This is a genomic window from Ornithinibacillus xuwenensis (assembly GCF_039614845.1).
GTDB lineage: Bacteria > Bacillota > Bacilli > Bacillales > Amphibacillaceae > Ornithinibacillus > Ornithinibacillus xuwenensis.
On sequence record NZ_JBDIML010000002.1, the window covers coordinates 270,501 to 283,408 of the forward strand.

The 12,908-nt window shown below is 37.7% G+C and carries 14 protein-coding genes; 9 read left to right on the forward strand and 5 right to left on the reverse strand.

Features of this window, described 5'->3' with window-relative positions; all coding sequences use genetic code 11:
• Positions 1–24 precede the first annotated feature (24 nt).
• The 3 genes from ABC228_RS07185 to ABC228_RS07195 all read left to right on the forward strand — a co-directional run bounded on the left by ABC228_RS07185 (position 25) and on the right by ABC228_RS07195 (position 2,628).
• A complete protein-coding gene (locus ABC228_RS07185) occupies positions 25–1,548 on the forward strand; it encodes an alpha/beta hydrolase (RefSeq protein ID WP_345824426.1) in 1,524 nt (507 codons plus the stop codon).
• 262 nt (positions 1,549–1,810) lie between these two features.
• Positions 1,811–1,969: a hypothetical protein gene (locus tag ABC228_RS07190; protein WP_345824427.1), complete on the forward strand. Its 159-nt coding sequence runs from the start codon at positions 1,811–1,813 to the stop codon at positions 1,967–1,969.
• A gap of 233 nt (positions 1,970–2,202) precedes the next feature.
• A complete protein-coding gene (locus ABC228_RS07195) occupies positions 2,203–2,628 on the forward strand; it encodes a hypothetical protein (RefSeq protein ID WP_345824428.1) in 426 nt (141 codons plus the stop codon).
• Positions 2,629–2,673: 45 nt separating this feature from the next.
• Here ABC228_RS07195 and ABC228_RS07200 read toward each other — a convergent pair whose 3' ends face one another.
• Both ABC228_RS07200 and ABC228_RS07205 read right to left on the reverse strand, forming a co-directional pair.
• Complete coding sequence (locus ABC228_RS07200) at positions 2,674–2,979, reverse strand: hypothetical protein (RefSeq protein ID WP_345824429.1); 306 nt, start codon at positions 2,977–2,979, stop codon at positions 2,674–2,676.
• Between the two features lie 25 nt (positions 2,980–3,004).
• Positions 3,005–3,859 carry a DUF4352 domain-containing protein gene (locus ABC228_RS07205; RefSeq protein WP_345824430.1) on the reverse strand — a complete coding sequence of 285 codons (855 nt, stop codon included), beginning with the start codon at positions 3,857–3,859 and terminating at the stop codon, positions 3,005–3,007.
• A 126-nt stretch (positions 3,860–3,985) separates the two neighbouring features.
• Between ABC228_RS07205 and ABC228_RS07210 the strand changes: the two genes are divergently transcribed.
• From ABC228_RS07210 to ABC228_RS07225, 4 genes are all read left to right on the forward strand, one after another.
• On the forward strand, positions 3,986–5,281 hold the full coding sequence (locus ABC228_RS07210) for an alpha/beta hydrolase (protein WP_345824431.1): 1,296 nt from the start codon (positions 3,986–3,988) through the stop codon (positions 5,279–5,281).
• A gap of 63 nt (positions 5,282–5,344) precedes the next feature.
• Positions 5,345–6,199 carry a carbon-nitrogen hydrolase family protein gene (locus ABC228_RS07215; RefSeq protein ID WP_345824432.1) on the forward strand — a complete coding sequence of 285 codons (855 nt, stop codon included), beginning with the start codon at positions 5,345–5,347 and terminating at the stop codon, positions 6,197–6,199.
• Positions 6,200–6,215: 16 nt separating this feature from the next.
• Positions 6,216–6,884 carry a GNAT family N-acetyltransferase gene (locus ABC228_RS07220; RefSeq protein WP_345824433.1) on the forward strand — a complete coding sequence of 223 codons (669 nt, stop codon included), beginning with the start codon at positions 6,216–6,218 and terminating at the stop codon, positions 6,882–6,884.
• A 255-nt stretch (positions 6,885–7,139) separates the two neighbouring features.
• A complete protein-coding gene (locus tag ABC228_RS07225) occupies positions 7,140–7,766 on the forward strand; it encodes a hypothetical protein (RefSeq protein WP_345824434.1) in 627 nt (208 codons plus the stop codon).
• A 69-nt stretch (positions 7,767–7,835) separates the two neighbouring features.
• Here the strand turns inward: ABC228_RS07225 and ABC228_RS07230 are convergent, their stop codons facing one another.
• Positions 7,836–8,006, reverse strand: coding sequence for a hypothetical protein (locus tag ABC228_RS07230; RefSeq protein WP_345824435.1), 171 nt, complete (start codon positions 8,004–8,006; stop codon positions 7,836–7,838).
• Positions 8,007–8,209: 203 nt separating this feature from the next.
• On the reverse strand, positions 8,210–8,926 hold the full coding sequence (locus tag ABC228_RS07235) for a YebC/PmpR family DNA-binding transcriptional regulator (RefSeq protein ID WP_345824436.1): 717 nt from the start codon (positions 8,924–8,926) through the stop codon (positions 8,210–8,212).
• A gap of 241 nt (positions 8,927–9,167) precedes the next feature.
• Between ABC228_RS07235 and ABC228_RS07240 the strand changes: the two genes are divergently transcribed.
• Positions 9,168–11,063 (forward strand): PrkA family serine protein kinase, encoded by a 1,896-nt coding sequence (locus ABC228_RS07240; protein WP_345824437.1) that lies wholly within the window; start codon positions 9,168–9,170, stop codon positions 11,061–11,063.
• A 246-nt stretch (positions 11,064–11,309) separates the two neighbouring features.
• Positions 11,310–12,479: a sporulation protein YhbH gene (gene yhbH, locus ABC228_RS07245; protein ID WP_345824438.1), complete on the forward strand. Its 1,170-nt coding sequence runs from the start codon at positions 11,310–11,312 to the stop codon at positions 12,477–12,479.
• Between the two features lie 47 nt (positions 12,480–12,526).
• Here the strand turns inward: yhbH and ymzB are convergent, their stop codons facing one another.
• On the reverse strand, positions 12,527–12,883 hold the full coding sequence (gene ymzB / locus ABC228_RS07250; RefSeq protein ID WP_345824439.1) for a protein YmzB: 357 nt from the start codon (positions 12,881–12,883) through the stop codon (positions 12,527–12,529).
• Between the last annotated feature and the right edge of the window lie 25 nt (positions 12,884–12,908).

The following is a 12,908-nucleotide window of genomic DNA, read 5'->3' on the forward strand; positions in this document are numbered from 1 at the left end:
TAAGTCATACATGGAGGTGCTCGGGTGACCTTTCTTAACCGCGAAAGTATTGAAATTCATTATGAAAACATAAAATCAGAGGATCCCCAAGCAAAGGAAACCCTTGTATTCATCCATGGTGTTGGTCTTGATATGAATTGCTGGAATGAGGTTATTCCGTTATTGAAGTCGAATTACCACATTGTTCGTTATGATTTAAGAGGCCATGGAAGGACTGGTGCGGGAAAGGAAGAAAGAACGATTGCGCGTTTGGCAGATGACTTAGAATACCTCATTACGATGTTAGACATACCATCCTGTCATCTTATCGCACAAGGGTTAGGAGGAGTTATTGCAATTGAATATGCAGCTCGTAATCCCGAAGAACTGAAAACGCTAGGGCTTTTGGCGGTGCCTGTACATTTTCCAAAGGAATTGGGGAAAAAGGTCATAGAAAGAAGAAAGGCACTCGCAAAGGGTCATGCAACGATGGCTGAAATGGGACAGAAGTATTTGAAAGAGCTCCTACTATTTCCGAACGAAGAAAAACAGCAACTATTAGCGGAAGCGTATAAGGTGGTTTCTACTAGGGTGTATTTTGAGTTATTTAGTTTGGATCATCTGGATCAAGCCAAAATGAATTTACAGCGTGTTACCGTGCCAATTTTAGTGTTATCAGGCTCCGATGATGAAATATTTCCACCACAGTTAAATAGTGCTATCTTAAACTTCAATTATCATGCTAGGTGCTACTTGGTACCGCATGCCTCTTATTTAATCCAAATGGACCAGCCCAAGATAACGGCAGACTGGATCAATGGATTTATTCAAAAGCATACGAACGAGGAATACAAGACAAGTGCTTTAGCGGATAGCTATCACCGTGAATTAACCTCTGAAATGTATAAGGAAATAAGGCATATGCTGAATTCAGAAGTTGAACGAAGCCTTCCTACATTACAGGTTCATATTATGCGAGGCTTTAATGTTTATGTAAATGATAAAAGGATTATAGAAGGCTGGGGGTCGCGTAAGGCGAAGCAGATTTTAATGTACCTTGTTATTCAACAGTCCTCTACACGTGATGAATTATGTGATCTGTTCTGGCCGGATGTCGACTTGAAGAACGCCCGTAATCGACTACGTGTCGCACTTCACCATTTGAATACTATATTACACATCGCGTCCACGAAGCAGCTACTAGTAACGGAAAGAGAGCATATCTACTTACAAGCGAATATGGAATCTGATTTGTTGCTTCATGTGAAGACCATTCATCTAGCACATCAATCGAAAACAATAGCTGGTAAGGTTGACCTGTACAAACGGATTATTAATGAACGAGTAGAAAATCCTTTACCTGGATTATACGAAACGTGGTTTTTAAATTACCGTAGCTGGCTGGAAAAGGAGTGGGTTGATATCTCCTTGTTTTTAGCAGATTACTATGAACAATTGAAGCAATATAAACAAGCAATCTATTACCTGGAGATTGCAATGGAATACATACAAGATGAATACACAATTGAAAAGCGACTTCGCCAATTGAAAAATCAGTTATATACATGAGATGCTACTACACTAGTGGCATTTTATTTTTTCAAAGCCAAGCCATGATATGTAATGATACTGTAATGGGTCAATTGTTATGATGTATTCTAAACATAACCGTACCCCAGGGTTGGAACACTATCGAAATGAGCATAGATTGGAACAATGAGAAATATCGCAAACCTAATTGGAACAAGGGGTACAACGATACGATTCGAAGGGTAGAATGCTTATGAGGCTAGTCTGCCAGAAATACTAATGTATTTTGGAGGGGACTTATTTGAAAGAATCACTTGATCTAGAATGGGTAGAATTGATAAGGCAAGCAAGGGAGGATGGCTTCAGTATTGAAGAGCTCCACGAGTTATTTACAAACCATGAAAAAATCCTAGATAGATTTATACAAATAAAGAATGAAATAAACAATGTTATTGGGTAATTAGGTATGTCTTCTCTAAATTAGAAAAGGCTTTTTTGTTGAGAATGTTGGAGAAGGCTGAAGATTGATTCCAAAAAGCTGATGATAGCACTCCAAAAGCTAAAGCCCCCCTCCCCAAATACGATAAGTCTGCCCTCTGGTACTCACACGATTGTTTTTCTTTGTAAGCTTCACATTCGGTAAAAAATACCGATTAATAGAATAGTGGCGTACGAGAGGAGATAGGAAGTCGCATGAAAAATTTTATAAAGGTCTTATTTTTATCATTTATCTTAATGCTCATGTCGGCATGTGGTGTGCTAGATATGCTGGCAACTGTTACGGGTTCTGAGGAAATTTCATTAGGAACAGGAAACGTTGATGATGGAATCTTGGATGAGAGATATGAATTCTCGTCTGATGAGGATATTATGATGGAGCTAAGTTTGGATGAACCATTTGATACAAGTGAAATTAGCTTTGTCATTGTTAAAATCGATGGGAATAGTGAAGTGATCCAGACGCAATGGTATGAATCTGTTGATCCATCTTGGGATTGGTTAATATATGAGTTTTATATTGTTAGTTATGATGGAATGCTTGAAACGGGTGATTATCTAGTAAGAGTTTATAAAAATGATTCCGATTTAATTGGTGAAAAAGAGTTTTCGATAGAATAAACAATAAGAGGAATGCCACTCCATAAGTGGTATTCCTCTTATTCATTAGACTCTATTTATACCTCTAACAAACCTTCTGTTTAAAGAAGAATAAAGTCCTTCCTTTGTTTCGTGGTTAACGTTCTGGCTTTGACAAACCAAGTAATACAGTTCACGAAGTCGATTAAAATAGTAATCAGATGATAACCAGAAATAGATAAATCTAACTTGCTTTAATACACGATTTGCTTGTTCTTGGGTTACGGGCTGCTTCTGAAATTTCATTTTTAATCGAAGTCCTTGCAATGTAAACCAATTAATAGTTTCAAATACAAAAAATAGAATAACCACTATTGTTATAGCTATTTTCATGAGACATCCCCCTTATATCGCTACATTATTGTTCTGTAAATTTAACCCCTGTAATTTTGCCATTACCATCGCGGATAAATTCTGCGAAGTACTCTTTCGTGTCATGCATATTAAACCCGATATCGTTTGGCTCTGCGATAAGGTTATAGTTTTGTAATCTTGAAATAGCAAATGATGCTGTTGCATCGTCAACAACCTTACTATCGAATTCAGCGAATTCCTCCATTAGGAAAGCTTCCCTTTTCTCATTAAGTGTTTCGGTAAGCTGTGTTGGGGAATCACTTGCAGTTTCACGAAGGTTACTAATATCTAAAGCGAATGGATACTCAAATTCGCCTAATATATCAAAAGGCTCTAAGAAGATCGACTTAATAGATGCACCCTCTTCTAAAGGTATTACAACTAGACCACTCGTTTCGCCACCAGGTAATAAATCTTCCTTCGAAAACGAGCTAACACTATCATATTGTAATCCTTCTTCTAAGCTGTAGGTTTCTTCTTGTCCAGTTGTGTTATGGATGATAACAGTTGGATAATCTAAATAAGAAACTTTATTTTCTCCAATATTTTTGACTGAAAAATCCATTACTAAAAAGTCGTTTTGCTCACCGGCATATGGTTCCGTTTCTAGAGATGTAAGAAAATCGACACCTTGAATTGTAAACTCAATTTTTTTCTCTTCAAGAAATTCACTTTTTGGATAGATGAAAGTAGCTGTCTGCCCTATTGGGAGATTGGTAGTTTCTTTCACTTCATCACCATCAATATGCGTATAATCTCCTTTAGGTGACGCTTCCTTGGTAGTAGTTTCGGCATCTTTATCGGAACACCCAACCAATGCCAGAATTAATACAAGTAATAAACCAATTGCCTTTTTCAAGTGTTTTTCCTCCTGTTGTAAAAAAATTTAACTATTTATTGCGTTAAAGTCTGTAAAAAAGTCTGTAAAACTAGTAAAATAGTAACAAAAATAGCATTACAAACTCATTACACAACAGGAGAAAACATGAAAACAATTCGGAGACAACAGACATCAATTTCATATCATATCCATACGCCAAATCATCCTGATAATGGCACAATCCTGTTCTTACATGGATTGGGTCTAGATCATACTGCCTGGAATTATATGCTACCTTATTTTCTTGATTATCGAGTTCTTACTTATGATTTGCGTGGTCATGGGTATAATCATGGGCAATTCGCTGCTACCGATGAAGAAAACTGGCAGCTACTTATGGAGGATACAGTAGCAATACTCCAACAAGAGCATATTCAGTCATTCCACATTGTTGCTCATGGGATTGGTGCGCAATTAGCGATTGAATTAATCATTCGAAAAAAAGTAACTCCGAAGACATTTGCTGTACTTTCTACTCCTTTTTATTATCCGGATAAAGTAGCAGAAGAAGGAATCGAGTTTCGGAAAGAAAAATTAAAAGGAATGACGGGAGAGAACTTAGGAGAGTGGATGGCTCCACAATTATTACATGATGTTAATCCCGAGAAGCACAGGCATATTGCAAATGCGTTTACAAGAGTAGACATGACTTATTATTTGGAATTGCTTTTGCTCAATGTACGCGCGATATCACTTGAAAAACTGACAAGGATATCCGTACCAACGCTTTTGCTCAATGGAGAATATGATGTGAATTATCCTCCTGAGCTAACATCAATTAGTGCGCGTTATATTCCGGATTGCCAAACGGAAATCATTCGGGAAGCTTCTAATATGGTGTTTGTTGATCAGCCAGAGAAAACAGCTGGTTTTATAAAGACCTTCCACATGAAGTATTCAAAGGCATCAAGGAATGAACTGCATTTACCTTATTTGGACAAGTTATATCATGAGCTAAGCGCTAACACACCTTCCTTATGCCGTGTCGATTTCTTAACGATTTTCCGAATGACAGTAAACGGGAAGGAAGTAAAGGGGAAATGGAATCAGCGTAAAGCAAAAGAATTATTAGCTTTTCTTGCTTATTATGGCAAGAGTGCTAAAGATAAAATATATGCAAGGTTATGGCCGGAGTCTTCCATTAATAGTGCACAAAACTCGCTACGAGTATCCATTCATCACCTTCGATTATTGTTAAAGGAAAACGGTATTGAAGAATTTATCTTTTCCGATATGGAATATGTGTGGATAAATGAACGGTTAGAAATCAACTGTGATGTGAAAGAAGCGTTTGCGGGTGAGCGTTCATTGCCATCAACGAACCAGTTATTCTCAGATCTTCCAGTAGATTGGATATTGGAACTACAATATGAGCTTGAAAAGCATTTGGGTATTGGATGAATTGTTGGAAACAATAGATTATGGTATTTTTATGAGAATAAGTTTTAAAAGGAGTATTTGAAAATGAGATTACGTGTATCAGCCGTTCAATACCAGTTAGAAAAAATAAACAGTTTCGAGGACTTTGCAGCACAGGTTACCCATTATGTAAGAACCGCTGCCGAATATGACTCTGAATTCGTTCTTTTTCCAGAATTCTTTACAACACAGCTTCTATCCATCTCGGACAGTACCGTAAGTCGTGTTGATGTGTTACCCAACTATACGGAACAATATGTAGCTTTATTTTCAGACTTAGCAAAAGAAACAGGCATGCATATTATCGGTGGAACACATGTGGTGAAAAAAGACGATAAGCTGTACAATACGGCGCATTTATTCTATCCAGATGGAAGAGTGGCGGAACAAGCAAAGCTTCACATGACTCCGACAGAGAAACATGATTGGAACATTACCCCGGGAGAATCCATTCAAATCTTTGAAACGGATAAGGGGAAAATTGCTTTATTAACATGTTATGATATGGAATTTCCTGAGATTGTAAGGAAGGTAAGGGGAATGGGTGCAGATGTTATTTTTGCTCCTTCTTGTACTGATGATTTACACGGATTTCATCGAGTGCGATACACATGTCACGCTAGAACAATTGAAAATCAAGTATATGTTGTAACAACCGGAACTGTAGGAGCATTACGCAATGTTGATTTCATGCGAGCGAATTATGGGCAGGCAGCTGTTATGACACCAAATGATATTCCATTTCCAAAGAATGGCGTTTTAATGGAAGGTGAATTTAATCATGATATGATTATTACAGCTGACCTTGATTTATCATTACTATATGAAGTTAGAGAAAAGGGATCTGTTACAACATGGACCGATAGACGCTTAGATTTGTATCCTGACCTTAGTAAATAATAAGGGAATGATTTGAATGACGTACCAAAAACATGTCTATTTGAAAAGTAGTGACGGCTATAAAAAGGCATTCGTTCGGAACTATCAGCGGGAAGACTTTGAGGACTTAATCCAGATTCAAAAGGAAAGCTATCCACCACCTTTTCCATCAGAGCTGTGGTGGAATAAGGAGCAACTGGAGAATCACGTAACATTATTTCCTGAAGGTGCGTTATGCGTAGAGGTAGATGGCGAACTAGCAGGTTCGATGACAGGACTAGTTGTCAATTTTGATCGGGAACATCCGACTCATACATGGGAGGAGATTACGGATAATGGCTATATTCGTAATCATTCTCCAAACGGTAACACATTATATGTGGTGGATATCTGTATTCGCCCCGACTTTCGCAAATTTGCATTAGGGAAGTTACTGATGCAGTCCATGTATGAAGTGGTAATCCATCAAGGCTTAGATCGTTTACTAGGTGGTGGGTGTATGCCAGGATACCACCAGTATGCAAATGAAATGACAGCAGAGGAGTATTTAGCTGCAGTTGTTCGAGGTGTGGTAAAGGATCCAGTGATATCGTTTCTATTAAGTGCCGGCAGGACTCCTATATGTGTAGTGCCAAATTATTTAGAGGATGAGGAATCGCATGATTATGCTGCCTTAATGGAGTGGAAAAATCCGTTTCGTTCTTGAGTGTTGAAAAAATAATGAGGAATATCTTTTGCAATCAACACATGAATTCTAGTAATCTATTAAGGTGATAATAGCCAGTTCAGTAGGGGCAATACGGCTGAATATAACCATGTTGATTATTTTTCCGATGAAAGCGATAGTAATGAGGCAGAACGAATTCGAAAAGAAGAGAATTTATCCGTACATATAATACCAGTTGAAATGCTAGAGGAAGCAATAACATTCTTATAAAACTTACCATAAGGGAGAGAAACAATGACACTAACAAACAAAGCACTGGGCAAAGTATTAAAGGCATTCTTATTAGTTGCTGTAGTACTAAGTGGACTTTTGCTCATCACAACAACTTTTTACGTCTATGCATATGATGTGTTTTTAGAAATGATGGCATTCGATCAAGCGCTAACCGTTCTATATCAAATCGTGTGGTTTATATCACTAATTTTATATTTTATATGGATTTTTCAAGTGCATGCTGACATACAAAAGATAACACCATATTATGATATTAAACCAGGGGGAGCTTTATTAAGAATTTTCATTCCGTTTTATAATCTCTATGGTTTATGGAATATTTATTCCACAATGGGTAATTATTTTATATGTTATTCGAAACTTGAAAAGCTTGGAAAGCAATTATTACGATTAATACCAGTTTATTATTTTCTTTATTTTGGATCAGGCATTTTACAGCGATTGCTGACTAAAGGATACATTGTTAACGATACAGTTATTTTTATTTATTACATACTTGACTTTGCATTCATGATATCCATTTTCTTAATGACAAAGAACATCTTAAATGCCTTTAAAGTGATGGAAGACGATCCGGAGACTTATATAATTAAAGAGGAAAGTCCATCAGCTTGGGTAAATGAATAGTTTGAAATAGTTAAAGCCTTCCAAGTTGGGTACTGCACCCAACTTGGAAGGCTTTATTACTAATACTACTTACTCTTGTTCTTCTTCATCTTCTGTATCCTCATTGTCAGTGTCTTGTTGTTCAGTCGTGTCATCATTTGTTGCTGGATCGTCTTCATCCTCTGCTGAGCATGCAAATAATACACCCGTTGAAAGCATCATAATTAACATGGTTAATAATAACTTTTTAAGCTTCAACATAATCACCTCGCTAAGTATATTTGTTACGATTTTTATTGTACAGACTTATTTTTAAGCGAGTATGAAGTAGGTGTAAATTGTTATCTGAATAATTAATTTATTTTTATTGCTTTTGAACTAGTTTACACATCTTCTTTAGGTGTTTCTTCCCAAATTAAAAAGCAGTCCTTTTGTTTAAAGGACTGCTACATAAACGAGCTGTATTAACCTAAATCAACATTATGATAAACCTGTTGAACATCTTCTAAATCTTCTAGCACATCAATAAGCTTTTCGAATTGCGCTTTCGATTCTTCATCTAGTGTCACCTCGTTTTGAGGTAGCATTGTTAACTCAGCAACTGTAAACTCGGTAATTCCAACCTCTTTAAATGCTTCTTGCACAGCGTGATATTGATCTGGCTCAGCATAGATGATGATAATATCATCTTCTTCTAGAATATCACGTGCATCCACATCAGCTTCCATTAAAAGCTCTAATACTTCATCAGCAGTTTTTCCTTCTACCCCAAACACAGCAGTAGCATCAAACATATAGGCAACAGAACCACTAACACCCATATTTCCGCCATTCTTACCAAATGCAGCACGAACCTCAGAGGCCGTTCTGTTTACATTATTCGTTAGTGTATCAACGATAATCATTGATCCATTAGGTCCGAAGCCTTCATAACGAAGTTCATCATAGTTTTCCTCTGAACCGCCTTTGGCTTTTTCAATCGCTTTTTCAATAATATGCTTAGGCACGTTATACGTTTTTGCGCGCTCTAAAACAACCTTCAATGCTTGGTTAGCCTCGGGATCTGGTTCACCTTGTTTAGCGGCAACATAAATTTCACGACCAAATTTAGCGTATATACGACTTGTACTTTTATCCTTTTCTGCCTTTTTATCTTTAATGTTATTCCACTTACGTCCCATAACGAACACTCACTTTCTAGTAATTTCAACTAATATTGTAATATAGAATCAATTGATTCAACAACAGCCTAAAAACACACCTTCTATAAGTATACAACATCTAGTCAATACTTTCTTAAAATAATGGAAAACCAGCTTTATTTCGTTTTCGTAGCGTTTCAATTTCATATCTTGTCGGCATCACGACACTACCTTCCGCATAAGCTATATAAACCGCGTCCTAGATGGAGGGAAGACAAACATGGATATTCTGAACAGGGTGAAGAACTATCGAGAGGAAGAGAATCGTCTGAAGTGGGAGGGTACATTCGCGGAGTACCTAGAAATTATCAAGGATAGACCGGAAGTAGCACAAACAGCCCACTCACGTGTGTATAATATGATTAAAGCGGCTGGAGTCGAGGAAAGAAATAGTCGAAAGATGTATCAGTTCTTTGGCGAAGAGATATTTGGTTTAGAAGAGGCAATTGAAAGACTTGTTGAAGAATACTTTCATCCGGCAGCCAAACGACTTGATGTAAGAAAACGAATATTACTGTTAATGGGACCTGTTAGTGGTGGTAAATCCACCATTGTCACCATGCTAAAGCGTGGATTAGAGCAATACTCCCGAACAGATGAGGGTGCTGTCTATGCAATTAAAGGCTGTCCGATGCATGAAGATCCCTTGCATTTAATTCCACATCATCTGCGAGAGGAATTCCATCAGGAATATGGCATACGTATTGAAGGGAGTCTTTCACCACTCAACACCATGCGTTTAGAAAAGGAATATAGCGGATGTGTCGAAGATGTGATGGTGGAAAGAATTTTCTTTTCCGAGGATAAGCGTGTTGGGATTGGAACGTTTAGTCCGTCCGATCCAAAATCACAGGATATAGCAGATTTAACCGGGAGTATCGACTTTTCTACGATTGCTGAGTATGGCTCGGAATCAGATCCGAGAGCGTATCGATTTGATGGTGAACTGAACAAGGCAAACCGTGGGATGATGGAATTTCAGGAAATGTTAAAGTGTGATGAAAAATTCTTATGGCATCTGCTTTCCCTAACGCAAGAAGGGAATTTTAAAGCAGGAAGATTTGCATTAATATCGGCGGATGAACTCATCGTGGCACATACAAATGAATCCGAATATCGTTCATTCATTTCCAATAAGAAAAATGAAGCCCTTCACTCCCGTATCATTGTCATGCCTATTCCGTATAATTTAAGGGTGAGTGAAGAAGAAAGAATCTATGAAAAAATGATTAAGCAAAGCGATATGGCTCATGTCCATATTGCGCCACATGCATTGCGTGTTGCTGCTATATTCTCCGTATTAACTCGATTGGAAGACTCTAAGAAGCAAGGGATGGATTTGCTAAAGAAGATGCGCCTTTATGATGGGGAGAATGTAGAGGGCTTTAATCAAGTGGATGTAGAGGAATTAAAGAAGGAATTCCCAGTCGAAGGTATGAATGGCATTGATCCTAGATATGTTATTAACCGGATATCATCTGCCATTATTCGAAAAGAAGTGCCTTCCATTAATGCGCTAGATGTATTACGTTCCTTAAAGGAAGGATTAGATCAGCATGCATCCATTTCGAGTGAAGATAAAGAAAACTATATGAATTATATAGCAATTGCGAGAAGAGAGTACGATGATATTGCGAAGAAAGAAGTTCAGAAAGCATTTGTATATTCCTATGAAGAGTCTGCTAAATCATTAATGGATAACTATTTAGATAATGTTGAAGCATACTGTAATAAGAATAAGCTGCGAGATCCGTTAACAGGTGAAGAATTAAATCCAGATGAAAAACTAATGCGTTCTATTGAAGAACAGATTGGAATCTCAGAAAATGCGAAGAAATCCTTCCGAGAGGAAATCCTCATTCGAATTTCCGCATATGCCAGAAAGGGCAAGCGTTTTGACTATAATTCACATGAACGATTACGAGAAGCCATTCAGAAAAAACTATTTGCGGATTTAAAGGATGTTGTGAAGATTACTACTTCATCGAAAACACCAGATGAGTCGCAGCTTAAGAAGATTAATGAGGTCATTGCTAGATTAATTGATGAGCATGGATACAATTCGGTTTCCGCTAATGAGTTATTGCGCTATGTTGGAAGCTTACTGAACCGATAATAATACAATTTAAAAGGTAACAAGGCTTGGAAAAATATTCGAGTCTTGTTACCTTTTTGTAATCCCAATTTTTCGTTATATTGCAATAATATGCGCCTAACTGCATATTATAGAGAAAAGTATCGTAATCTTCTGAAGGAGAGTACGATCTTTTTTTACCAGATAGGATGATTCACTTCCCTATCTGCCATTTTTTAAGGCATGTGAATGCCAGGCAATCTATAAAATTGTATAGGAGGGGAAGGTATGCAGGAAGGTAAACACAGCTTTGTCGTCTCCGAGGAAAACTGGTCCCTCCATCGCAAAGGCTTTCAAGATCAGCAACGTCATACGGATAAAGTAAAGGAAGCCATCAAAAACAATTTACCAGACTTAATAAGTGAAGAAAGCATCGTGATGTCCAATGGGCGGGATATTATTAAAGTTCCAATTCGTTCATTAGATGAGTACAAAATTCGTTATAACTACAACAAATCCAAGCATGTAGGGCAAGGAAATGGAGACAGTAAAGTAGGAGATGTAGTCGGAAAGGATCCGAATGCGAAGGGGCAGAATAAAAACGGTCCTGGCGATGGAAAGAAGGCTGGCGATCAGCCTGGGAGTGACTACTATGAAGCGGAGGTTTCGTTAGCGGAGTTGGAGGAAGCCCTATTTAAAGAACTAGCCTTACCAAATCTTGAAGAGAAGGAACAGGCAGAGATTATAACGGAAAAGACAGCGTTTAATGATGTCCGAAAAAAAGGTTTAATGGGAAATATCGATAAAAAACGTACCATATTAACGGCTATTAAACGAAATGCTAGGGAAGGTAGGCCGGGTATTTCACCAATCTATAATGATGACCTCAGATTTAAGACTTGGAACGACGTTATTAAACCAGAGTCAAAGGCAGTCGTGCTAGCGATGATGGATACAAGTGCCTCAATGGGGTCGTTTGAGAAATATATGGCGCGCAGCTTCTTCTTTTGGATGACACGCTTCCTACAAACAAAGTATGAGCAGGTAGACATTGCCTATATAGCCCATCATACGGAGGCTAAGGTTGTGACAGAAGAGGAGTTTTTTTCAAAGGGAGAAAGTGGTGGAACAATATGTTCTTCAGCATATGCCAAAGCAATGGAATTAATTGATGAACACTATCAGCCATCTCGGTATAATATATATCCTTTTCATTTTTCAGATGGTGAAAATATAACATCAGATAATCCAAAATGTATGAAACTCGTCAGCGAAATAATGGATGTGTCCAATATGTTCGGCTATGCAGAGGTCAATATTTATAATCGCCACTCCACGCTAATGCGTGCATATAACACTATTGAGAATCCAAAATTTCGTCATTATATTTTAAAGGAGAAGCGAGATGTCTATCATGCAATGAAACGCTTTTTCCAACAAGAAGCAGCAGTTGTGTAGCCGATGTATGAAAAAATCCCCTGTTGGGGGGATTTTTTTTGGAGAAATTACGAATTGGTTAGTTCAATCTTATATACGCCACGATCTGTCGTAATAAAAAACTTATGTCCATCAAACTCATAAAGGGTATTATCCTGAAGTGGTATCTCATAGACAGGTGATGGAAGCGGCTGACTACTCATTTCTGCAAGTGTTTCAATTTGTCCTTCGCCATTTAACTGCAAGCTATGCATGGGTACATAATCATCAATTCTACGTGTGTTCCGATCATAGGATATATGCTGTAATTTCATAATGGTTTGATCAATATCGTCCATTTCGTGCTTCGTTATCTTCACAGTCTGTCCACCCCACTGCTGAATAAGCTCATTAAATTCCTCAACCGATAAAAACTGATGGTCCATACTATCCCTCCTGATAATAAAATCT